Below are 24,138 nucleotides of genomic sequence, written 5' to 3' on the forward strand. Positions count from 1 at the left end.
TAGCCCTATTTTAATAGGATTACGGAATTAGCCTGGAATGGGCTTAGGACTCACTAAGCCGCGGCGATAGCGGTCCAACCAATAGGCTGCAATTGTTGTTTTGACATCCGTAATTTCGCCCTGCTCTACCCACTCTAGTAATTGATCCAAAGGAGCGGCGAATACATCCAAAAACTCTTCATCATCTAAGTGGCTTTTGCCAGAGACCAGGCCTTCAGCAAGATAGATATCAATAAACTCCGTCGAATACGAAATTACTGGATGGATACGACGGATAAAACTCCACTTACTTGCGGAGTAACCTGTTTCCTCTTCCAATTCTCGCTGAGCGCATACTAGATGATCCTCTTTGGGATCCAACTTCCCTGCAGGAATCTCCAGGCAAGCCTTTGCAACAGGGTATCGATACTGACGCTCCATCAGCACCCTGCCATCATCCAAGATCGCCAAAATGGCAACTGCGCCAGGATGAGTGAGGTATTCACGCACCGCTTGATTGCCATCAGGCAAGCTGACTTGATCGCGCTTCATATTCAGAAAGATTCCGCCGTAGATATCCTCACCTGAGAGACGCTCCTCTCTTAAATGGGCATCACCAATGGGTAGGTCTTTGAATGATTTTTCAGTCATAGCGCTCTTTCATTAATTGAATATCCATCATACAAAACTCAGATGACAGAAAAGAGAAAGGCTCCCATTAGGAGCCTTCATCAAAAGTCAGTAGAGATGCTTACTTATGAGCCCAATAAAGTGCGGCGCATTGCATCAAGGCACACCGCCATCAGCCCGGCCGGGAAAATCCCCAAAGCCAAAACGAATATCGCATTCAAGCTCAATAATCCACGAGCAAATCCTGAGCCAGTGATCTCGGAAGCATGCTCTTCTTTAGGCTCATCAAAGTACATCACCTTAACTACTCTGAGGTAGTAGAAAGCACCAATCAATGAAGCGATCACAGCAATGATGGCCAAGAATGTATGCTCGCCATCGACTAAGGCTTCGAGTACACCTAACTTCGCAGCAAAACCTACTGTTGGTGGAATACCGGCCAAAGAGAACATCATTACCAAGCCAATAAAGGCAAACCATGGGTGGCGCTTATTTAAACCCTTGAGATCATCGATGGTTTCGCAGTCATGACCTTTGCGTGACAACATCATCAAGAGACCGAAGCTTCCCAAGGTAGTCAATACATAAGTGATGGCATAGAACATCGAAGCGCTAAAAGCATGATCATCAAATATAGACAGCATGCCTAACAACACAAAGCCCATCTGCGCAATCGCAGAGTAAGCCAACATACGCTTCATATTCGTTTGCGCAATCGCAGTGACGTTACCAACAACCAATGACAAGACGGCTAACAAGACCAACATCGGCTGCCAGTCACCCAAGAGTGGCAATAGAGTATTAACAAGCAAGCGGAAGAGCAAGGCAAAGGCTGCAATCTTCGGGGCCGCAGCAATCATCAGAGTTACTGCAGTTGGCGCACCTTGATAAACGTCAGGTACCCACATGTGGAATGGCACAACACCCAATTTGAAGGCTAAGCCAGAAACAATGAATACCAAACCAAAAGCCATTACCAAATGATTTACACGAGGATCGGCAACTGTTCTGAAAATTTCGATTAGATCGAGGGAGCCAGTGACGCCGTACAACATGGACATGCCGTAAAGCAGGAAACCAGATGCTAATGCGCCCAGAATGAAGTATTTAATACCCGCTTCAACACTCTTCTCATTGCTATGGCGCATTGCTACCAAAGCATAGGTAGGCAAGGCCATCAACTCCAGACCCAAATACAAAGTCAACAGGTTGGCACCAGAGATCAACACACACTGCCCTAGCAAGGCCAACAAAGCCAAGACAATAAAGTCTGGACGGAACAATGCGCGATCTGTGAGGTATTGCTTTGAATACACCAAGCTCACCAATACAGCGCCGCATGAACACGCCTTCAATAGGTTTGAAATAGGATCTGACTGAAATAAGCCATTCATGGCAACAACAGAAACATCTCCGATGCGCCCGACAAATGCAAAGATCAAGTAGACCAGCAAAATGATGGAGAAAAAGTAAACAAAACCAACACCACGCGGTGTATGGAAAATATCTTGCTCGACACCAGGGGTCGCTGGCTGATGCTCGGGAACATAAACGCTTGCTACCAATAAGAGGCAGGCGGCTAGGAGTAAAACGAGTTCCGGCAGGACGGCGTATAGGTCAAATGCTTGCATTAGCTTTTACTCAGAGTTTGCTAACAGCAACGTGCTGTAGCAGATTAATCACGGCTGGATGAATGATGTCAGTAAAAGGCTTTGGATAAACACCCATACCGATCACACAGATGGACAACACTGCCATCATGAAATACTCACGCGCATTGAGATCTTTTAATTCCTCAACATGCTTGTTAGTAACCGCACCAAAGAACACACGCTTCACCATCCACAGGGAGTAAGCGGCACCAAGGATTAATGCAGTAGCTGCCAAGATGCCGATCACGAAGTCGTAATCAACTGCAGCGAGGATCACCATGAACTCACCAACGAAACCAGAGGTAGCAGGTAAACCGCAGTTAGCCATTGCCATCAAGACTGCAAATGCCGTGAACGCAGGCATACGATGGACAACGCCACCGTAATCAGCGATTTGACGGGTATGCATGCGGTCATACAACACACCAATAGAAAGGAACATCGCACCGGCTACAAAGCCGTGAGAAATCATCTGCACAATACCGCCCTCAATACCCAGAGGGCTAAAGAGGAAGAAGCCAAGAGTTACAAAGCCCATGTGCGCCACTGAAGAGTAAGCAACCAACTTCTTCATGTCTTTCTGAACCAAGGCTACCGCACCGACATAGATAACAGCCACCAAAGATAAGAAGATTACAAATGGGCCTAGATACTGACTTGCATCTGGGGCGATTGGTAATGAGAAGCGTAAGAAGCCATAAGCACCTAACTTCAACATGATTGCAGCCAACACAACTGAGCCGCCGGTTGGCGCTTCAACGTGAACATCTGGCAACCAAGTATGCAAAGGCCACATTGGCACCTTCACAGCAAAGGCCATGAAGAAAGCAAAGAAGAGGAGGATTTGCTCAACGATATCGAGGCGTGCATTGTGCCAAGCCAAGATATCAAAGGTATTCGTTACGTTGTACAGATACAGCATGGCGATCAAAGTGAGTAATGAGCCAAGCAAGGTGTACAAGAAAAACTTAAATGCTGCGTAGATGCGGTTATGACCGCCCCACACACCGATGATGATGTACATCGGAATTAAGGTTGCTTCGAAGAAGACATAGAACAGCAATGCATCTAGAGCAGCGAATACACCAATCATTAATCCAGAAAGGATTAAGAAGGAAGCCATGTACTGCGAAACCTTTTTATCAATCACTTCCCATGCTGCAATCACCACAATAATATTAACGAATGCGGTCAATACGATGAACCATACAGAAATACCGTCGATTCCTAAGTGGTAGTTAATGTCGTAGCGTGGAATCCAGCTGAGTTTTTCAACAAACTGCATACCTGGGTTAGCAATATCAAAGTGAATCACCAGTGGCAGAGTTGCAATGAAGCCAAGAACGGAGCCAACGAGGGCCAACCAACGAACACCGGCAGTCGGCTTCTCCGAACCGTAGAACAAAATAATGATGCCGAAGAAAATCGGGATCCAGATGGCGTAAGAAAGAATCATGATGGCTACTTAAGTAACAAAGGCCTAGCGAACAAAAGGCAGGTAAGCGTACAAAACCCAAGCCAACAATACCGCCAAGCCCGCAATCATTGCGAAGGCATAGTGATAGAGATAGCCGGATTGCAAATGGCGAATAACACCGGAGAAGCGCCCTACTGCATGCGCACTACCGTTCACCAAGAAACCGTCGATAACCTGCTGATCGCCGCGATGCCATAAGACACCACCGATCCACAGCAAGCCCTTAGCGAAAACTGCTTGGTTTAAATCGTCGAGATAGTATTTGTTATCCAATAGCTTCTTGATTGGTGCGAATGCTTGCGCAACAACACCCGGCAACTTCGGTGCCCAGAGGTAACCAATCGCAGCAGTCAATACGCCCAGCACAACTAATAGCAATACTGGGGACGTCAATGAGTGCATTGCCATGGCAATCGGGCCATGGAACTCTTCAGCAAGTTCCTTCATAGCTGGGTGCTTGCCAATATCCACAAAGATCGAATCGCCAAAATAAGTGCCAAACAACAAAGGCGTAATTGTGTAGTAACCGATGATGACGGAAGGAATAGCCAACAAGATCAATGGCAAAGTCACAACAAATGGTGACTCATGTGGTTTTTGACCGGGAGCTAAACCATGATGTGCATGATCGTCGCCCTGCTCCGCATGATCATGGTGGTGATCGTGCGCATGAGCATCATCATGACCCCAGCGTGCTTTACCGTGGAATACATAGAAGTACAGACGGAAAGAATACAAAGCCGTTACAAAGACGCTAGCCATTACTGCAAAGTAAGCAAAGCCTGAGCCAGGAATATGGCTAGCAGCTACCGCTTCGATGATGGAGTCTTTTGAATAGAAGCCTGAGAAGAAAGGTGTTCCGATCAGGGCTAAATTACCTAGCAACATCATGAGGCAAGTAATAGGCATGTATTTCCAGAGACCACCCATCTTGCGCATATCTTGCTCGTGATGCATACCCAAAATCACGCTACCTGCGGCGAGGAATAATAGCGCCTTGAAGAATGCGTGTGTCATCAAATGGAAGATAGCTACTGGATAAGCGGATACACCCAAGGCGACAGTCATGTAACCCAGCTGAGACAGTGTTGAGTAAGCAACCACCCGCTTGATATCGGTTTGGACAATGCCCAAGAAACCCATGAAGAGCGCAGTGATCGAACCAATCACCAAGATGAAGCTTAATGCTGCATCAGACAACTCAAACAATGGTGACATACGTGACACCATGAAGATACCGGCAGTCACCATCGTTGCAGCATGAATCAATGCAGAAATTGGGGTTGGGCCTTCCATTGAATCAGGCAACCAAACATGCAATGGGAATTGGGCTGATTTACCCATCGCACCAATGAATAAACAGATACAAGCAACCGTCACCAGATTCCAACTCGTACCAGGCAATGTTTGCGCAGCAAGTGCTGTGTTCTGGGCAAAGATCACGTCGTAGTTCATGGAGCCAGTGCTGGCTAAAAGCAAGCCAATGCCAAGAATGAAGCCAAAGTCACCAACACGGTTAACTAAGAAGGCTTTCATATTGGCGAATACAGCAGATTGACGCTCAAAGTAGAAGCCAATCAGTAAATAAGAAACCACACCCACCGCTTCCCATCCGAAGAAGAGTTGCAAGAGGTTGTTACTCATTACCAACATCAACATCGCGAAGGTAAAGAGTGAGATGTATGAGAAGAAGCGGTTGTAACCCTCTTCGCCCTGCATGTAACCGATCGTGTAGATATGGACCATCAAAGATACAAAGGTCACCACACACATCATGGTGGCTGTCAGCGGGTCAATTAAGAAGCCAATATCCAGATTGAGTTCACCCAATTGCATCCAGCGATACACGGTACCATTGAAGTAGAAGCCATCCATCACCTGAACAAGCACGAAGCAGGACAAGACGAAAGCGATCATCACACCAAGGATAGTTACGAACTGGCAAGCGCCGTTGCCGATGCGGTTACCACCTAATTTGGTGCCGAAGAATCCAGCAATCGCTGAGCCAAATAATGGCGCCAGCGGAATTGCGCAGAGAACAGGAAGAGTTAAGGTCAATTGCATGACTAGCCTTTTAGGTGGTCAAGGTCTTCAGCATTGATGGTGTCTACCTTACGGAAGAGAACAACCAAAATTGCCAGACCGATTGCTGCCTCAGCAGCAGCCACAGTCAAAATAAAGAATACGAATACTTGACCAGCCATATCACCCAAATAATGAGAGAAGGCTACAAAGTTTATGTTCACCGAGAGGAGCATCAATTCAATTGCCATTAAGAGCACGATGATGTTCTTACGATTCAAGAAGATGCCGATCACGCTAGTCGCAAACAAGATTGCGCCAAGCACTAAGTAGTGAGCCAGAGTAATAGTCATTTCTTCTCTCCGCGTGTATCTTGCTTTGCGGCCATATCTGAACCCATCTTCACGATACGCATGCGATCCGCAGAATTTACGTTCACTTGCTCGTGAATATTCTGGGACTTCGAATCTTTACGATTACGAAGAGTTAAAGCAACGGCAGCAATAATCGCAACCAAGAGAATGACACCGGCAACTTCGAAGGCATACACATAGTCAACGAAGATCAACATACCTAAAGCCTGGGTATTGCTTGTAGCCATCTCTTCGAGCATCGGCTGTACTGGCGCATTGGTACCAATAAAGCTGCGAATTAGGACGATGGACAACTCCAATACGATGACCGCACCCATTAAGAACGCTACAGGTAAGAATTTCTTGAAATCACGACGTAAGTGCTCAAGATCAAGATCAAGCATCATCACTACGAATAAGAAGAGCACCATCACAGCGCCAACATAAACGAGGATCAAGGCCAAACTCAAGAACTCCGCCTTCAACAGCATCCAAAGGCCGGAAGCGCAGAAGAAAGCCAAAACCAAAAACAGTGCGGCGTGCACTGGGTTACGAGCAGTAATCACGCGCAAAGCTGAGAGTACTAAAAGGCCAGCAAAGGCGTAAAAGAAAGCTGCAAATAATGTAGAGGTATCGAATGTCATATGTCTTTGTGCTTTATTCGATTAACGGTAAGGCGCATCAGCTGCGCGGTTAGCGGCAATATCTTTTTCATACTTATCGCCAACTGCCAAAAGCATTTCTTTAGTGAAATACAAATCGCCGCGCTTATCACCGAAATACTCAAAAATATTGGTTTCAACAATCGCGTCAACTGGGCAAGCCTCTTCGCAGAAGCCACAGAAAATGCACTTTGTTAAATCAATGTCGTAGCGGCTGGTGCGACGTGTACCGTCATCACGCTCAGCGGTTTCAATCGTAATTGCGTAAGCAGGACAAACTGCCTCGCATAATTTGCAACCAATACAACGCTCTTCCCCGTTTTCATAACGGCGCAAAGCATGTAAACCACGGAAGCGGACAGACTGAGGAGTCTTCTCTTCAGGGTATTGAACAGTAATTTTTGGTTTGAAGAGATAACGACCGGTAATCGACATACCGACCAAAATATCTCTGAGCATCAAGCTATCGAGGAATTGGGAAATTTTCTTAAACATGATTAATCAACTTATTTCCAAATATTCAATGGGGATACAACCCATGCGCCAACGACAACTACCCAGAATACGGAGATGGGAATAAAGATCTTCCAACCCAAGCGCATGATTTGGTCGTAGCGATAACGTGGCAATGTCGCACGCAACCAGATAACGCAAGACAAGAGGAAGAAGGTTTTAGCAAACAACCAGAAAAAGCCTGGGATATCACGAAGGATTGGCAAATCAACGATAGGCAACCAGCCGCCTAAGAACATAGTAGATGCTAGTGCAGCGATCAAGATCATGTTGGCGTATTCAGCCAAGAAGAACATCGCAAAGGCCATACCGGAGTACTCAACCATGTGACCCGCAACAATCTCAGACTCACCCTCCACCACGTCAAATGGGTGGCGGTTAGTTTCAGCAACGCCAGAGATGAAGTAAATCACGAACATTGGGAGCAATGGCAACCAATTCCAAGAAAGGAAGTTCAATCCCATGCTGGCGAAGTAGCCCTGCTCTTGTGAAGCCACGATCGTGCTCAAGTTCAAAGAGCCAGAAGTCAACAACACAGTAACTAAGGCAAAGCCCATAGCGATCTCATAAGAAATCATTTGGGCTGAAGCGCGCATAGCACCAAGGAATGGGTACTTGGAGTTAGATGACCAACCCGCCAAGATCACGCCATAAACACCAATAGATGAAATTGCCATTACATATAGCAATCCAGCATTGACGTCAGCCAAAACCATTTTGGCCTGGAAAGGAATCACAGCCCAAGCAGCAAATGCCGGCATGATCACCATCACCGGTGCAATGAAATACAGTACTTTGCTTGCTTGAGTTGGGGAGATGATCTCCTTCATCAAGAGCTTCAAGGCATCAGCGATTGGCTGCAGCAAACCTAAAGGGCCAACGCGGTTAGGTCCAAGACGGATATGCATCCAGCCGATTAACTTACGCTCCCAAAGCGTCATATAAGCAACGGCGCCAAACATCGGCAACACGATGATCACAATACGCACCAAAGCCCAAACAAGCGGCCATAGTGAGCCAAAGATGGCCTCACCCTGGGTGGTAACGAGGTTCAAGAAATTATCCATCTCGTCCCTTATGCCTTGCTAACTGTTACAGGACCAAACATCGATCCCAATTTAGCGCTAGCCATAGTGCCCGCAGAAATTCTGACAGCACCCTGAGCTAAGTTCGCCTCTAATGTGACAGGCAAATCTACGGACTGACCACCTTGGGTCACTCGCACAGCATCGCCCTCTTTCAGGCCCAACTCATTAAAGAGTGCCTGACCTAATCCAACTTGATTGCCACGCTTAGCATCACGCGTTAACTGCAAGGCAGATGAACGGCGTACGATTTGATCGCCGGCATAAATGCCAACGTCAGATAAGCGCTCTAAGCCTGCTGATGAAGCTGCGTTGCCATTAGTTAAGCCAGAAGCTGTAGATTGATTTGACAACTTAGTGCAGTAGTTTTCACCCAACGCTTCACCCAATACTTCTTCAGGCATGTTGTAGAGGAAACCATCTAAATTCAATAAACCACCTAGAACACGGAGAACTTTCCATGCTGGACGTGAATCGCCCAAAGGTTTTACAGCTGGCTGAATCGTTTGCGCACGGCCTTCTGAATTAACAAAAGTAGACACTGTCTCTGTGAATGTAGAGATCGGCAGAATCACATCGGCCACCTCAAGGAGATCAGCGCTCTTATAAGCACTTAAGGCAATCACTGTATTAGCCTTAGCCAAAGCAGCACGAGCTTGCGCAGGGTTTGGCAAGTCGGCATCTGGCTCGATATTCATCAAGATCACAGCGCGGCGATCACCGGACAACACGGATTCAACACCAGCACCGTTGGCATTCACCAAGCTAGCACCAACAGCGTTACCGCCAACAGGCAAGAAACCTAAAGTTGCACCAGTTTGCTCGGCAATAAATTGCGCTAAAACATGCAAATCAGATGCTTGTGGATGTGCGATTGCGGCAGAGCCCAACAATACTGAAGCAGATGTACCGGAAAGCAAGTTATCCGCAATCTTTTGCGCAGTAGCGGAAATTGGTAAGTTAGGCGTGCCGGTAGGAGCAGTAGCAGATTTCGCTTTGGCTATAGCCAATGCAACTTCACTCAAAGTATTGAGCCATGCGCTTGGAGTAGCAGCAATACCAGTATTAGGAATTAACCAATCGTCGCCGCCCGCATCAATACGTGAAACCTGTAAGCCACGCTTAGCTGCAGTACGTAGACGCGCAGCAATCAATGGCTGCTCTTTACGCAAGAAGCTACCGATTACCAAAACACGATCCAACTCACTTAATTTGCTAATCGGCATACCCAACCATGGGGCAGAGGCAGCACCCTTCACGTCAGTTTGACGCAAACGAGTCTCAACCTGCTTAGAGCCCAAACCACGAATCATCTTCTGGAGGAGATACAACTCTTCAGTACTAGAGATTGGATGCGCTAAGGCACCAACAGCCTGCGGTCCACTCTCGGAGGAAATAGTTTTAAGTGAATGCGCAACATAATCCATTGCGGACTGCCAATCTGTCTCCAACCACTGACCGCCCTGCTTCACCATTGGTGTAGTTATGCGATCAGCACTATTCAAGCCTTCGTAGGCAAAGCGATCACGGTCACTAATCCAGCACTCATTGACAGCATCATTTTCTAAAGCAACAACACGCATGACTTTGTTAGCTTTGGTTTGAATAGTAGTGTTCGCACCAAGACTGTCGTGCGGACTTACTGAGCGCTTGCGACCCAATTCCCAAGTACGCGCTGCGTAACGGAATGGCTTGCTTGTTAAAGCGCCAACAGGACAAATATCAATCATATTTCCAGATAACTCTGAATCAATGGTTTGACCTGCAAAAGTAGTGATTTCAGAATGCTCGCCACGGTTGACCATACCCAATTCCATGACGCCGGCCACTTCTTGACCAAAGCGTACGCAACGGGTGCAGTGAATACAACGTGTCATCTCTTGCATGGAGATGAGTGGACCTACATTCTTATGAAATACAACACGCTTCTCTTCTTCGTAGCGTGAATTCGATTTACCGTAACCAACTGCTAAATCTTGTAACTGGCACTCACCACCTTGATCGCAAATTGGGCAATCTAAAGGATGGTTAATCAGCAGGAACTCCATAACAGAACGCTGAGCCTCAACTGCTTTAGCAGAATGCGTAAATACCTTCATGCCTTGAGTCACTGGAGTTGCGCAAGCTGGTAAAGGTTTTGGAGCCTTCTCTACTTCCACCAAACACATACGGCAGTTAGCAGCGATAGATAATTTCTTGTGATAGCAGAAGTGAGGGATATAAGTACCGATCTTGTTCGCGGCATGCATCACCATCGAACCTTGCGGAACTTCTACAGCCTTACCATCTAATTCGATTTCAACCATGCTCACTTTAAGATGTCCCGTGCTCAATGTCTTATAAAGGTTTCGCAGAATCTAAGCAGCGCTTATGTTCTACGTGATACGCAAATTCATCCATGTAATGCTTCAACATGCCACGAACTGGCATTGCAGCTGCATCACCCAAGGCGCAAATAGTGCGACCTTGAATATTGGCTGCTACATCATTCAATAGATCCAAATCCTCTGGACGTCCTTCGCCATGCTCAATTCGACTCACAATGCGCCATAACCAGCCAGTACCTTCACGGCATGGGGTGCACTGACCGCAAGATTCTTCGTGATAGAAATAAGACAAACGCTCTAAGGCGCGAACCATGCAGCGTGTTTCATTCATGACGATGACTGCCCCAGATCCCAACATCGAACCTGCTTTCGCAATGCTGTCGTAATCCATTGTGAGAGTCATCATCTCTGCACCAGGAACGACCGGTGAAGAAGATCCGCCAGGAATTACCGCTTTCAATGGAATGCCGTCACGCATACCGCCGGCAAGCTTTAACAACTCAGCAAATGGAGTGCCCAAAGGAATCTCGTAGTTACCTGGATAAGTAACGTCACCGGAGATAGAGAAAATCTTCGTACCGCCATTATTTGGCTTGCCCAACTCTAAATACGCTGGACCGCCAATAGCCATGATGAATGGCACAGCAGCAAATGTTTCAGTGTTATTAATCGTAGTTGGCTTGCCATACAAACCAAAGCTTGCAGGGAATGGTGGCTTAAAGCGTGGCTGCCCCTTCTTACCTTCAAGCGATTCTAAAAGTGCTGTCTCTTCACCGCAGATGTATGCACCCCAACCTGGAGCAGCATGCAACTGGAAGTTGAAATCACTTCCCATGATTTTGTCGCCAAGATATCCAGCAGCACGGGCTTCTTCAAGAGCCTCTTCGAAACGGGAATAAACTTCCCAAATTTCGCCGTGGATATAGTTGTAACCCACAGTGATGCCCATAGTGTAGGCACCAATAATCATGCCTTCAATCAAAGCATGTGGGTTGTAGCGCATGATGTCGCGGTCTTTAAATGTACCCGGCTCACCTTCATCACTATTACAAACTAAATATTTTTGGCCAGGGAATTGACGGGGCATAAAGCTCCACTTCAATCCCGTTGGGAAGCCTGCGCCTCCACGACCACGCAATGATGAAGCTTTTAGTTCAGCAATGATCGCATCTGGCGCGATCTTGTCGTTGATGATGCGACGCAACTGTTGATAGCCACCGCGGCTTTCGTAATCTTTTAAACGCCAGTTCTCGCCATTCAGTCCAGCAAGAATTAAAGGCTTAATGTGTCTATCGTGCAAGCTGGTCATGCTGCTTTCCCTTCTGCACGGAGCTCATTTAAGAGAGCGTCAATCTTTTCATTACTCATGAAGCTACACATGCGCTTGTTGTTCACCAACATCACTGGAGAATCACCGCAAGCACCCATGCACTCACCCTCTTTAAGAGTGAACCTGCCACAAGGCGTTGTCTCGTTATAGCCAATGCCAAGAGTTTCTTTTAAATACGTTGCAGCAGTTTCACCATGCGTTAATTGGCAAGGTAAGTTCGTGCAAATTACCAACTTATATTTGCCAATTTTCTTGGTGTCATACATATTGTAAAAAGTAGCCACTTCATCTACTGCAATCGTTGGCATTTCTAAAATTTGCGCGACTGTTTCAATCACCTCTGGTGAAACCCAGCCTACTTCAGTTTGGGCGGCAATCAATGCAGCCATCACAGCAGATTGCTTTTGTTCTGGCGGGAATTTCGCGACATTGCGCGCAATGTCTGCGAGCGTCTTGTCTGAAAGTTGAAGAGTTGTTGTCATGAATTAATCCTTGGCGCGCTGTATTAGCGGTCAATCTCCCCGAACACGATATCTTGGGTACCAATAATGGTTACAGCATCAGCCAACATGTGGCCACGTGACATCTCATCCATTGCTGATAGATGCACAAAGCCTGGCGCACGAATCTTCATGCGGTATGGCTTATTCGCACCATCAGAAATTAAGTAAATACCAAATTCACCTTTTGGATGCTCAACAGCAGAGTAAGCCTCGCCGTTAGGAACGTGCATACCCTCAGTAAAGAGTTTGAAATGGTGAATCAACTCTTCCATATTGGTCTTCATATCTACACGCTTCGGTGGAGATACTTTGTGGTTGTCACTCATGACAGGACCGTCGTTTGCTTTGAGCCAAGCTACGCACTGTTTAATGATGCGATTGGATTGACGCATTTCTTCCATGCGAACTAAATAACGATCATAAGAGTCGCCATTTACGCCAACTGGAATATCAAAGTCGAGTTTGTCGTAAGTTTCGTAAGGTTGCTTTTTGCGCAAGTCCCACTCAATACCAGACCCACGCAGCATTGGACCAGTGAATCCGAGCTGTAAAGCGCGCTCAGGAGTGACAACACCAATACCCACCAAGCGTTGCTTCCAAATACGGTTATCCGTCAAGAGATTGCAATACTCATCTACGTTAGCGTCAAATCCATTGGCGAATTGCTCAATAAAGTCTAGCAATGTACCGCTACGGTTTTCATTTAAACGCTTGATTGCTGAAGCACTGCGAATCTTCGACTTGGAGTACTGAGCCATCTCTGTTGGCAGGTCACGATAGACGCCACCCGGACGGTAGTAAGCAGCATGCATACGAGCACCAGAAACGGCTTCGTACATATCGAAAATATCTTCACGGTCGCGGAAGGCATACAAGAACACGGCCATAGCACCCACGTCTAGACCGTGGCAACCAATCCACAAGAGGTGATTCAGTAAGCGAGTTAACTCGTCAAACATCACACGAATATATTGCGCGCGCTCTGGTACGTCTACTTGTAGCAATTTCTCAATCGCCATTACGTAAGCATGCTCATTTGCCATCATCGATACATAGTCCAAACGATCCATGTAAGGAACGTTTTGAATCCAAGTACGTGTCTCTGCTAATTTTTCTGTAGCGCGATGCAGTAAACCAATGTGCGGATCTGCGCGTTGAATTACCTCACCATCGAGCTCCAACACTAGACGTAATACGCCGTGGGCCGCAGGATGCTGAGGACCAAAATTGAGGGTGTAGTTTTTAATTTGTGCCATGACTTAAACCGGACCTCCGTACTGCTCTTCGCGCACGATACGCGGCGTGATTTCACGCGCTTCAATCGTGACAGGCTGATACACCACACGCTTTAACTCGGGGTCATAACGCATTTCTACGTTGCCAGAGATTGGGAAATCTTTTCTAAATGGATGACCGATAAAACCGTAATCAGTCAAGATACGACGCAAGTCTTCGTGACCATCAAATAAGATGCCGTACAAGTCAAATGCTTCGCGCTCAAACCAGTTAGCAGCAGCCCAAACCGGTGTTAGTGAAGCAACTACTGGATAAGCATCTTCGGGTGCGAACACGCGCACACGCAAACGCCAGTTGTGGGCCAAAGATAAGAGATGGGTCACAGCAGCAAAGCGCTGACCACCCCACTGCCCCTCGCGGAAATCCTGGTAATCGACACCACACAAATCAATCAGCTGCTCGAAAGCCAATGAAGGCTCATCGCGCAACAAGATGGCGGATTCAAAATAGGTGTCTGCATTAAGAACTGCAGTCACTTCACCCAAAGCAATCTCAATTGATTGCGCGCGCTTACCTAAAACTTTTTCTAGATTGGCGGCGAGTTGAACTAAACGATCTGACATGGTTTAAGCCTTCCGCGCAATCGTGCTGGTGCGAGCGATCTTGGATTGCAACTGAATGATTCCATAGATCAACGCTTCTGCAGTTGGAGGGCAACCAGGAACATAAATATCGACTGGCACAATGCGGTCGCAACCGCGAACTACTGAATACGAGTTATGGTAATAACCACCACCATTGGCACAAGAACCCATTGAGATAACCCAACGTGGCTCAGGCATTTGGTCATAAACCTTGCGGAGCGCTGGGGCCATTTTGTTGCACAAGGTGCCAGCAACAATCATGAGGTCCGACTGACGTGGAGATGGACGGAACACCACACCAAATCGATCTAAGTCATAACGGGATGCGCCTGCATGCATCATCTCTACAGCGCAGCAAGCGAGACCAAACGTCATTGGCCATAAAGAGCCATTACGCGTCCAGTTAATCAACTGGTCTGCAGTAGTGGTAACAAATCCTTCTTTGAGAACGCCTTCTAATGCCATATCTATCACTCCCAGTCGAGAGCGCCCTTTTTCCAGATATATACAAAGCCAACGATGAATTCCAATAAGAAAATCACCATAGAGGCGTAGCCGAACCAGCCGATATCACGAAGAGCCACACCCCATGGGAATAGGAATGCAGTCTCTAAGTCAAACAAGATAAACAGGATGGCGATGAGGTAGTAACGCACGTCGAATTTCATACGCGCATCTTCGAAAGCTTCGAAACCACACTCGTATGGAGACAGTTTTTCAGCGTCTGGCTTCGAAGGAGCCAAGATTTTTCCGAGGAACATGGGGACTAAACCCACCCCAATACCTACGAGGATAAAAAGAAGAACAGGAAAGTAATTAGCGAGATTCAAAATGGCCCTGAGTCGTTCGTCTGGTAAGTCCTAAGAAGCTACAAATTATCAATTATTCCAGCAGATAAATCCTTGATTTACAGCATAAACCTTACAGTTTTTACAATTTGGTGCCGACGGCGAGACTCGAACTCGCACAGCCTAAGCCACTACCCCCTCAAGATAGCGTGTCTACCAATTTCACCACGTCGGCATCTTGTAAAACCTGTCAATTCTACTGCATTGCACCACTTGGCTACCCCAAAAATAGGGGTAGAAAACGCTTAAAACCTACTTTTTTACTTTGGAACCGCTGGCTTCGTTGGGTCTTGAACTGGCGCAGCTGGTGCGGCAGCAGGAGCTGCGGCAGGAGCAACGGTGCCAGACAAAACACCGGGACTAACTTCCTTCTTATTGCCAATCCAGGTAATCCCCAAAGTACAGACAAAGAAAACTGCCGCAAAAATGGCGGTTGTGTGGGACAAGAAGTTAGCTGAGCCGCTGGCGCCAAAAAGGCTACCGGAAGATCCTGAGCCAAACGCAGCGCCCATATCAGCGCCCTTACCCTGCTGAAGCAACACAAGCAAGATCACAGCCAAAGCTGAAATAACCTGCAAAACGATCAATAAAGTCTTAAACCATTCCATGGCTTATCTCCAAATAAAAAATCTAGGCCTGACAAATAGCAAGAAAGTCCTGAGGGTTTAAAGAGGCACCCCCAATCAATCCGCCATCAATATCTGGCATTGCAAACAGTTCAACGGCATTGTCAGGTTTGACGCTACCGCCATACAAAATTCCCACATGGGAAGCTACATCTTCATCAAATTCCGCTAACTGCAAGCGAATTGCTCGGTGCATGTCCTGAGCCATCTGAGCGCTTGCCACCTTTCCCGTGCCAATCGCCCAAATAGGCTCATAAGCAATGAGACAGTCAGCCAAACGATCTTGCAAGACAGCAACCTGTCTTGCAATTTGACCTCTAACTACTTCAACCTCGCGACCTGAGTTGCGTTCATCCGCAGACTCACCAACGCAAATCACCGGAATCATACCGTTATCCAGCACCTGAAGGGCCTTCTCAGCAACCTGCTCATCAGTCTCCTGATGATGTTGACGACGCTCAGAGTGTCCAACAATCACGTAAGTGCAATACAACTCTTTGAGCATGGATGCGGCAACTTCGCCGGTATAGGCACCAGCAGCATAAGCCGATGCATCCTGAGCGCCCAAACTTAAAAAAGCGAGGGAGCAATCTTGAATCAGCTCACCACACTGCGACAAATAAGGCGCTGGAACGCACACTGCATACTTGCGACCTGCAGGCATTCCCTGCTCCATGCCACGGCAAACGGTCTTGACCCAGTCTGCATTGCTTGCAAGACTGCCGTTCATTTTCCAATTGCCGATAACAGTGAGTGGACGCATTAAATCGAACTCAATACTTAAACAGTTAAAACAATCTTGCCAACGTGCTCAGAAGACTCCATCAAACGATGGGCATCAGCAGCTTGGTCCAAGGTAAATGTTTTATAAATCACCGGCTTTAACTTGCCCGCATCTAATAAAGGCCAGATACGCGCATGCAACTGCTGGGTAATTTGTTTCTTAAATGACACTGGACGTGGGCGCAGTGTAGAACCAGTAATAGTTAAACGACGACGCAAAATTTGCCCAGTATTTACTTCCGCCTTCGATCCGCCCATGATCGCAATGATCACGATACGGCCATCATCAGCCAAACAATCAATTTCTTTTTGTACGTAAGCACCAGTGACCATGTCGAGCACTACATTGACGCCTTTACCATCTGTGGCTTTCTTAACTTCTTCCACAAAGTCTTGTGTCTTGTAATTGATCGCCAAGTCAGCACCGAGTGCAACACAAGCTGCGCACTTCTCATCAGTGCCAGCAGTAACAAATACTTTATGACCTAAAGCTTTTGCAATCAAAATGGCAGTGACACCAATACCACTCGAGCCACCTTGCACCAACAAAGTTTCACCTTCAGACAACTCACCACGCATGAAGACGTTGCTCCACACAGTGTAAAAAGTTTCAGGCAATGCAGCCGCTTCTTGATCGCTAAATCCTTTTGGGTAAGGCAAGCATTGCGCAATAGGAGCAGTACACAATTCTGCGTAACCACCACCCTGCACAAGCGCGCACACCTTATCACCAACTTTGAGACCAAACAGATTATCGGCGTGAGCTAAATCACCACCGACAATCTCACCAGCTACTTCGAGACCAGGAATATCAGATGCACCTGCAGGAACTGGGTAATGGCCTTTACGTTGTAAAACGTCTGGGCGATTAATCCCGGCAGCAATTACCTTAATCAAAATCTCACCCGTACCAGCAGCCGGAGCTACTGGATCAGGGCGAGTGGCAGACACCAGCATTTCTGGTGCGCCAAATTCTTTGATTTCCATTACGCGCATATGAACTCCCGCTCGCTGACTTTACTTAAGCAGATTCGCCGGATGCAGGAGCAGCTTCAGCAGTAGCTTCAGCACCCGCCAAAGGAGCAATCGTGCCACCCTCATCAGCCATTGCAGCTTTCAGAGATAAACGCAAACGACCGCGCTCATCAGCAGCCAATAACTTCACGCGAACCACTTGGCCTTCTGCTAAGTAGTCTTTAACTTCTTTTACACGCTCATTAGAAATTTCTGAGATGTGCAAGAGACCGTCTTTACCTGGAAGGATGTTTACCAAAGCGCCAAACTCAAGCAACTTCACTACTGGGCCTTCGTAGATCTTGCCTACTTCAGCTTCAGCAGTAATGCCTTCGATGCGTGCTTTTGCTTCAGCCATGCCTTCAGCAGAAGTAGAAGCAATAGTTACTGTACCGTCGTCTTTAATATCGATACTGCAACCAGTTTCTTTGGTCAAGGCTTGAATTGTTGCGCCGCCCTTACCGATCACTTCACGAATCTTATCTGGATGAATCTTGAAAGAAACCATACGTGGAGCATGTGCAGACAATTCAGTACGAACTGAACCCATTGCTTCTTGCATCTTGCTCAAAATATGCAAACGGCCTTCTTTAGCTTGGGCCAATGCAACTTGCATAATTTCTTTAGTGATGCCTTGAACTTTAATGTCCATTTGCAAAGCAGTAATACCGTTAGCAGTACCCGCTACTTTGAAGTCCATATCGCCTAAGTGATCTTCATCACCCAAGATGTCTGTCAATACAGCAAAACGATTGCCATCCAAGATCAAGCCCATTGCAACACCAGCAACGTGAGCTTTAACTGGAACACCAGCGTCCATCATTGCCAAACAGCCACCGCAAACGGAAGCCATGGATGAAGAACCATTGGACTCAGTGATTTCTGAAACTACACGAATGCTGTACGCGAAATCTTCTGCGCTTGGTAATACTGGAATCAATGCACGTTTAGCCAAACGACCGTGACCAATTTCACGACGCTTAGGGCTACCTACGCGACCAGTTTCGCCAGTGGCGAACGGAGGCATGTTGTAGTGGAACATAAAGCGATCACGGTACTCACCTTCGAGCGCGTCAATGATCTGCTCGTCACGTGCAGTACCTAAAGTAGCTACTACGAGAGCCTGTGTCTCACCACGGGTAAACAATGCTGAACCGTGTGTACGTGGCAATACGCCATTGCGAATTTCGATCGGACGAACAGTACGTGTATCACGACCATCAATACGTGGCTCGCCATTCAAAATTTGGCTACGAACAATCTTCGCTTCGATTTCAAACAAGATGTCGTTAACGGCAACAGCGTCAACATCACCCTCTTCTTGTAACTTAGCTACAACTGTCTTAGTGATTTCTTTGAGCTTGTCTGAACGAGCACCCTTTTGACGAATCTGATAAGCCTCGCGCAATGGCGCTTCAGCTAATGCAGTTACCTTAGCGATGAATGGCTCATCTTTAGGTGCAGCAGTCCAATCCCATTCTGGTTTGCCAGCTTCAGTCACTAATTCGTTAATTGCATTGATTGCAGTTTGCATTTGGTCATGACCATATACAACTGCACCCAACATGATTTCTTCTGACAACTGATTAGCTTCTGACTCAACCATCAATACAGCAGCTTGTGTACCAGCAACAATCAAATCCATCTCGCTAGTAGCTTGCTCTGTACGAGTAGGGTTCAAGAGGTATTGACCGTTAGCGTAACCAACGCGTGCTGCGCCAACTGGGCCAGCGAATGGAATGCCTGAAACAGCCAAAGCTGCAGAAGCGGCGATCAATGCAGGAATATCAGCAGGAACGTCTGGGTTGATAGACAACACATGAACAACAACTTGAACTTCGTTCAAGAAGCCTTCTGGAAATAATGGACGCAATGGACGATCGATCAAACGGGAGATCAATGTCTCGCCTTCTGATGGACGACCTTCACGACGGAAGAAGCCACCAGGAATTTTTCCTGCGGCGTAAGTTTTTTCGAGGTAATCAACAGTCAATGGGAAAAATGACTGGCCTGGCTTGGCTGATTTAGAGGCAACTACTGTGCCCATTACTACTGTGTCATCCACATTAACGATGACAGCACCACCAGATTGACGAGCAATCTCGCCTGTTTCCATTGTTACTTGATGGTTGCCCCATTGAAACGTCTTTACTACTTTTTTAAACATAGTCATTCTGATCTTCTCCAAATTGTTCACGTAAAAGCCACATGGATTTCACGCTTGCCGTGGGATAAAGCAGTGTCACGACAACACTGGAGCGTTTGAAGATCACAAGGGATGCCATTCCAGGGAGACACTGGATTTAATGATCCAGAAACTCATTGGAATGACACGATCCCCTACACAAATAATCTTGAAGCGCTCAAAAAACATGCCATCTGCTTAAGACTGATTCTGTTACGAAACAACCCTAAGAAAGATGGCATTGCAATACCGATAAGAATTACTTACGGAGACCTAATTTCTCGATCAATGCGCGATAGCGACCCAAATCCTTGCCTTTGAGGTAATCCAAAAGGCGGCGACGGCGTGAAACCATCTTCAACAAACCACGACGGCTGTGATGATCTTTAGCGTTAGCTTTGAAATGGGGGGTTAATTCATTGATACGGGCTGTTAGCAATGAAACTTGAACTTCAGGGCTACCTGTATCGTTTGCGCTGCGCGCGTTTTCTTTGACGATTTCCGCCGTTTTAATATCAGCAACTGCCATTTTCATACTCCTTACTTGCGAACACCTGAGCTTTCACCCAATCCGTGTCGTGCATTTATTAATCAAATAAAACAAAAAAGCTTTAAAAATCAAAGCCATCGAATTGTAGCAGATCCACCTTAAATGCTTCACCCTAAGGCTAGACGCCTTGGGGAGCTTTAAGCAGTAAAAATCACCTAAACAATTGATTTAATTGATTATTATCATAAAAATGAGCAAAAATGCCTATTTTTTAGGCAATTCCTCATCAAACCCCCGCTTGTAGCCTGGAGGATACTTTTGCCACTCCTTGCCACTAAGGCCCTGTTTGTAGCCGTAATCAAAAAGAGCCTGCATATAAGCCGTATCAAACTCAGTCTTATGGGGGAATTTGAAGTCTGGACCGATGTAGGCCAAGTTAAAACTGACGCCATCAAGCTGGGTGGTGTGATAGATACGATATAGATCACCCAAGCCTTGAGTCTGAATGAGGCTGGCAATAGCGCGCTGAATGATACTCAAGGTACCCCGCTCCGTCTCTCGCCACTCAGGGTCTAAGCGGGCATTTCGAATAATGTAGGCGTTGCGCTGCTTTTGCAGATTGAGCTTTAAGTCTTTAGCGCGTTGGGACAATGCGCTGGGATACAAAAATACCTGGGTGATGGCCCCGCCATCCACATGCATCTCATGAAAGCTTTGACCAGACACCTCAAAGTCAAACATCACCGGAGAAAATGCACCCGGAATCGACGCAGATGCCAGCATCACTTTTCTAAACAACTCAAGTGCTTCAGGAGTCCCGATACTAGCGATCTTGCCCATATTCCAGACCACTGGCACACCCGCATCCAGGTTGGTGGTGCCAATTAACAACCAACGATTTTTGGTCGTGTACTCGCTTGCCACCTTATTCAAGAAGTCTTGATCAACATATTTAGATATCAATTGAAATAATGGCGTTGTATCGGATAGTCCATCACTCAAAATGCCGGAAATCAATCCACGCTCAATAAAAATGTCTTGAGGTCCTAATTGCGTATAGACCTGGCGTAAGACGGGGTCGTATTCCTTTCCAACAAAGGCAAAAGGAGCAATCAATGCGCCAGTGCTAATCCCAGTTACCAAGTTAAATTGCGGGCGATCGCCACGCTCAGACCAACCGATGAGCAGGCCAGCGCCATAAGCGCCATCGTCACCTCCACCTGAGAGTGATAGATAGTTCGCTGCAGAATTCAATGTCTTCTGATCTCTGACCTTAAATCCCGCCTGAATATCCATGGCCATCTGGTCTACGCTAGCTTGACTAGCCACCATATAGCGCACCCCAGTGAGGCCTGCTATTTGAGCCTGTCCCATCTGCTGGGATGGCACTGCTGCTTTGCGCTGCAAGCTGCCACACCCCGCTAACGAGAGCGCGAGGAGAATGCAGCTGAGACGAATAAGTGAATGCATAGTGGATATCAAGGGGTCAATGAGGCTGATTGGAGTATAAAGATGGAGTTCATTGATTGCGAAAAATAAAGCGAAGGAAAATTCATGCAAGCCAAACTCATTCACGTATTAGCTTATGGTCTATTAGCTCTCTCTCCTGCACTGAGCTATGCACAATTTTCAAATCCCTTTGGCCCACAAAAAACAGTTGCACAACAACGTGAAGACATTCTTAAAACGAGTACTTCTACTCTCAAGGCCCTCTATCAGGTTCAGCCTAAGGCAAAAGAGTTGATCGAGAAATCTGTTGCTTATGCCACTTTTAGTAACTTTGGAATGAAGATTCTGATTGCTGGTGGCGGCACTGGCAGCGGTGTTGTGATTGCAAAAGATGGTGCTAAGCCAATTTACATGAACATGGCTGAAGTTCAAGCTGGTCTAGGTCTAGGAATTAAATCCTTCCAAAACATTTTTGTTTTCCAAACTCAAGCAGCTATGAATGACTTTGTTAATTCCGGTTGGACTTTTGGAGGCCAAGTAACGGCTGCAGCCAAGTATGAAAATAATGGCGATGCTTATCAAGATGCAGTGGTGGTAGCACCTGGTGTACTGATGTACCAATTAACTGACTCAGGCCTTGCCGTAGAAATCACCGGCAAAGGCACCAAGTATTACAAGAGCACAGATCTCAATAAGTAAACCGATTACGCGGATACTGCAGATGTCGCCGAGAACTTCTTAAGGCGTCATCTGCGCATTGAGCTTAGCCTGACTAGGATCATGCAATTTATTCAGTGCAGATAAGTAAGCTTTTGCTGATGCCGCAATGATGTCTGGATCAGTACCAACACCATTGACGATACGCCCACCCTTAGCAAGTCGCACAGTAACCTCACCTTGAGATTGCGTGCCTGAAGTGATCGCATTCACGGAATAGAGCAACTGTTCCGCTCCACTCTTCACAATTTCTTCAATCGCATTCAAGCTAGCATCAACTGGGCCATTACCCTCAGCCTCAGAGCTCGCTTCTTTATCCCCAACTCGGAAAGTGACCTTAGACTTTGGGCGCTCACCCGTTTCAGAATGCTGGCTCAAAGAAATAAATTTATAAAACTCACCCTCTTCCGCTGCTGCAGAGTCTGACATGATGGCAATAATATCTTCATCAAAAATTTCTGATTTTTGATCAGCTAATGCCTTGAAGCGAACGAATGCTTCGTTCAAATCAGCTTCAGCTTCAATTGCAATACCCATCTCTTGTAAGCGCTGCTTAAAGGCATTGCGGCCAGACAACTTGCCCAACACAATCTTATTGGTTGCCCAACCCACATCTTCTGCGCGCATGATTTCATAGGTATCGCGATTCTTCAAGATGCCATCTTGGTGGATACCGGAAGTGTGCGCGAAAGCATTGGCGCCAACGACTGCCTTGTTTGGCTGCACTACGAAACCAGTAATTTGAGAGACCAACTTCGAGGCAGGAACAATTTGGGTAGCATCAATACCGCACACCATATCAAAGTAATCTTTGCGAGTACGTAAAGCCATCACAATCTCTTCTAATGCCGTATTGCCAGCGCGCTCACCCAAGCCATTGATGGTGCACTCAATTTGACGGGCACCACCTATCTTGACACCAGCCAATGAATTGGCAACAGCCATGCCCAAGTCATTATGGCAATGCACGGACCAAACCGCCTTATCTGAATTCGGGACACGGGTGCGTAAGGTCTTGATGAATTCACCGTACAACTCTGGTGTGGCATAACCTACGGTGTCAGGAATATTGATGGTGGTCGCACCTTCGTTGATAACCGCCTCCACCACTCTGCACAAGAAATCCATTTCTGAGCGGTAACCATCTTCCGCAGAGAACTCGATATCCTCAGCTAAGTTTCTGGCAAAGCGGATAGAACGTTTAGCTTGCTCTAAAACTTCTTCTGGAGACATGCGTAATTTCACAGCCATATGCAATGGGCTGGTAGCCAAGAAGGCATGAATGCGTTTTGCGTTAGCCGCTTTCAAGGCATCTGCAGCGCGAGTAATGTCTTTGTCGTTGGCGCGAGCAAGTGAACATACGATGGAATCTTTCACGGCCGCTGCTACAGCTGAGATAGCCTGAAAGTCGCCCTCAGAACTCGCAGCAAAACCAGCCTCGATCACATCAACCTTGAGACGCTCCAACTGGCGAGCAATGCGAACCTTTTCATCCTTGGTCATTGAGGCGCCAGGCGATTGTTCACCATCACGTAAGGTGGTATCAAAAATGATTACTTTGTCACTCATCACTACTCTCCGGTTCAATATTGCTTAATTATGTTTGCTACTCA

At 46.8% G+C, this 24,138-nt stretch carries 23 protein-coding genes and 1 tRNA gene; 1 reads left to right on the top strand and 23 read right to left on the bottom strand.

Annotated features, from left to right (window positions below; translation table 11 throughout):
- Positions 1-27 precede the first annotated feature (27 nt).
- The 22 genes from ICN14_RS03555 to ICN14_RS03660 all read right to left on the bottom strand — a co-directional run bounded on the left by ICN14_RS03555 (position 28) and on the right by ICN14_RS03660 (position 21,829).
- The gene (locus ICN14_RS03555) at positions 28-630 is read right to left on the bottom strand and encodes an NUDIX domain-containing protein (RefSeq protein ID WP_216224811.1); all 603 of its coding nucleotides are present in this window, start codon (positions 628-630) and stop codon (positions 28-30) included.
- Positions 631-734: 104 nt separating this feature from the next.
- On the bottom strand, positions 735-2,240 hold the full coding sequence (gene nuoN / locus ICN14_RS03560; protein ID WP_216224812.1) for an NADH-quinone oxidoreductase subunit NuoN: 1,506 nt from the start codon (positions 2,238-2,240) through the stop codon (positions 735-737).
- A 10-nt stretch (positions 2,241-2,250) separates the two neighbouring features.
- Positions 2,251-3,717 (bottom strand): NADH-quinone oxidoreductase subunit M, encoded by a 1,467-nt coding sequence (locus ICN14_RS03565; RefSeq protein WP_216224814.1) that lies wholly within the window; start codon positions 3,715-3,717, stop codon positions 2,251-2,253.
- A gap of 24 nt (positions 3,718-3,741) precedes the next feature.
- On the bottom strand, positions 3,742-5,802 hold the full coding sequence (gene nuoL / locus ICN14_RS03570; protein WP_216224817.1) for an NADH-quinone oxidoreductase subunit L: 2,061 nt from the start codon (positions 5,800-5,802) through the stop codon (positions 3,742-3,744).
- A 2-nt stretch (positions 5,803-5,804) separates the two neighbouring features.
- The gene (gene nuoK / locus ICN14_RS03575; protein WP_216224818.1) at positions 5,805-6,113 is read right to left on the bottom strand and encodes an NADH-quinone oxidoreductase subunit NuoK; all 309 of its coding nucleotides are present in this window, start codon (positions 6,111-6,113) and stop codon (positions 5,805-5,807) included.
- Complete coding sequence (locus ICN14_RS03580; protein ID WP_216181908.1) at positions 6,110-6,757, bottom strand: NADH-quinone oxidoreductase subunit J; 648 nt, start codon at positions 6,755-6,757, stop codon at positions 6,110-6,112. Before ICN14_RS03580 ends, nuoK begins: the two co-directional genes overlap by 4 nt.
- 21 nt (positions 6,758-6,778) lie before the next feature.
- On the bottom strand, positions 6,779-7,270 hold the full coding sequence (gene nuoI, locus ICN14_RS03585; RefSeq protein WP_216224821.1) for an NADH-quinone oxidoreductase subunit NuoI: 492 nt from the start codon (positions 7,268-7,270) through the stop codon (positions 6,779-6,781).
- 11 nt (positions 7,271-7,281) lie between these two features.
- Complete coding sequence (gene nuoH / locus ICN14_RS03590; protein WP_216224823.1) at positions 7,282-8,355, bottom strand: NADH-quinone oxidoreductase subunit NuoH; 1,074 nt, start codon at positions 8,353-8,355, stop codon at positions 7,282-7,284.
- Between the two features lie 8 nt (positions 8,356-8,363).
- Positions 8,364-10,679, bottom strand: a complete 2,316-nt coding sequence (gene nuoG / locus ICN14_RS03595) for an NADH-quinone oxidoreductase subunit NuoG (protein WP_216224825.1) — start codon at positions 10,677-10,679, stop codon at positions 8,364-8,366.
- Between the two features lie 31 nt (positions 10,680-10,710).
- Positions 10,711-12,009: an NADH-quinone oxidoreductase subunit NuoF gene (nuoF, locus tag ICN14_RS03600; protein ID WP_216224827.1), complete on the bottom strand. Its 1,299-nt coding sequence runs from the start codon at positions 12,007-12,009 to the stop codon at positions 10,711-10,713.
- On the bottom strand, positions 12,006-12,512 hold the full coding sequence (nuoE, locus tag ICN14_RS03605; protein ID WP_216224829.1) for an NADH-quinone oxidoreductase subunit NuoE: 507 nt from the start codon (positions 12,510-12,512) through the stop codon (positions 12,006-12,008). Before nuoE ends, nuoF begins: the two co-directional genes overlap by 4 nt.
- A 23-nt stretch (positions 12,513-12,535) precedes the next feature.
- Positions 12,536-13,789, bottom strand: a complete 1,254-nt coding sequence (locus ICN14_RS03610; RefSeq protein ID WP_216224831.1) for an NADH-quinone oxidoreductase subunit D — start codon at positions 13,787-13,789, stop codon at positions 12,536-12,538.
- A 3-nt stretch (positions 13,790-13,792) separates the two neighbouring features.
- The gene (locus ICN14_RS03615; RefSeq protein WP_216224833.1) at positions 13,793-14,392 is read right to left on the bottom strand and encodes an NADH-quinone oxidoreductase subunit C; all 600 of its coding nucleotides are present in this window, start codon (positions 14,390-14,392) and stop codon (positions 13,793-13,795) included.
- A gap of 3 nt (positions 14,393-14,395) precedes the next feature.
- Complete coding sequence (locus tag ICN14_RS03620; protein ID WP_011902891.1) at positions 14,396-14,878, bottom strand: NADH-quinone oxidoreductase subunit B family protein; 483 nt, start codon at positions 14,876-14,878, stop codon at positions 14,396-14,398.
- A 5-nt stretch (positions 14,879-14,883) separates the two neighbouring features.
- Complete coding sequence (locus ICN14_RS03625) at positions 14,884-15,243, bottom strand: NADH-quinone oxidoreductase subunit A (protein WP_011902892.1); 360 nt, start codon at positions 15,241-15,243, stop codon at positions 14,884-14,886.
- 108 nt (positions 15,244-15,351) lie between these two features.
- Positions 15,352-15,436, bottom strand: a tRNA-Leu gene (locus ICN14_RS03630).
- Between the two features lie 85 nt (positions 15,437-15,521).
- Positions 15,522-15,869 (bottom strand): preprotein translocase subunit SecG, encoded by a 348-nt coding sequence (secG, locus tag ICN14_RS03635; RefSeq protein WP_216224835.1) that lies wholly within the window; start codon positions 15,867-15,869, stop codon positions 15,522-15,524.
- 22 nt (positions 15,870-15,891) lie between these two features.
- Complete coding sequence (gene tpiA, locus ICN14_RS03640; RefSeq protein ID WP_216224838.1) at positions 15,892-16,650, bottom strand: triose-phosphate isomerase; 759 nt, start codon at positions 16,648-16,650, stop codon at positions 15,892-15,894.
- 17 nt (positions 16,651-16,667) lie between these two features.
- On the bottom strand, positions 16,668-17,666 hold the full coding sequence (locus ICN14_RS03645; RefSeq protein WP_216224840.1) for an NAD(P)H-quinone oxidoreductase: 999 nt from the start codon (positions 17,664-17,666) through the stop codon (positions 16,668-16,670).
- 25 nt (positions 17,667-17,691) lie between these two features.
- Positions 17,692-19,857: a polyribonucleotide nucleotidyltransferase gene (pnp, locus tag ICN14_RS03650; RefSeq protein WP_216224842.1), complete on the bottom strand. Its 2,166-nt coding sequence runs from the start codon at positions 19,855-19,857 to the stop codon at positions 17,692-17,694.
- Positions 19,858-20,128: 271 nt separating this feature from the next.
- Positions 20,129-20,398: a 30S ribosomal protein S15 gene (rpsO, locus tag ICN14_RS03655; protein WP_015420915.1), complete on the bottom strand. Its 270-nt coding sequence runs from the start codon at positions 20,396-20,398 to the stop codon at positions 20,129-20,131.
- Positions 20,399-20,623: 225 nt separating this feature from the next.
- Positions 20,624-21,829, bottom strand: coding sequence for a patatin-like phospholipase family protein (locus ICN14_RS03660; protein WP_216224844.1), 1,206 nt, complete (start codon positions 21,827-21,829; stop codon positions 20,624-20,626).
- Positions 21,830-21,913: 84 nt separating this feature from the next.
- Between ICN14_RS03660 and ICN14_RS03665 the strand changes: the two genes are divergently transcribed.
- The gene (locus ICN14_RS03665) at positions 21,914-22,507 is read left to right on the top strand and encodes a YSC84-related protein (protein ID WP_216224846.1); all 594 of its coding nucleotides are present in this window, start codon (positions 21,914-21,916) and stop codon (positions 22,505-22,507) included.
- A 39-nt stretch (positions 22,508-22,546) separates the two neighbouring features.
- On the opposite strand, the gene ICN14_RS03670 is transcribed toward ICN14_RS03665, so the two are convergent.
- A complete protein-coding gene (locus tag ICN14_RS03670) occupies positions 22,547-24,094 on the bottom strand; it encodes a 2-isopropylmalate synthase (RefSeq protein ID WP_216224848.1) in 1,548 nt (515 codons plus the stop codon).
- Between the last annotated feature and the right edge of the window lie 44 nt (positions 24,095-24,138).

The organism is Polynucleobacter sp. MG-27-Goln-C1 (assembly GCF_018881905.1).
Lineage (GTDB): Bacteria > Pseudomonadota > Gammaproteobacteria > Burkholderiales > Burkholderiaceae > Polynucleobacter.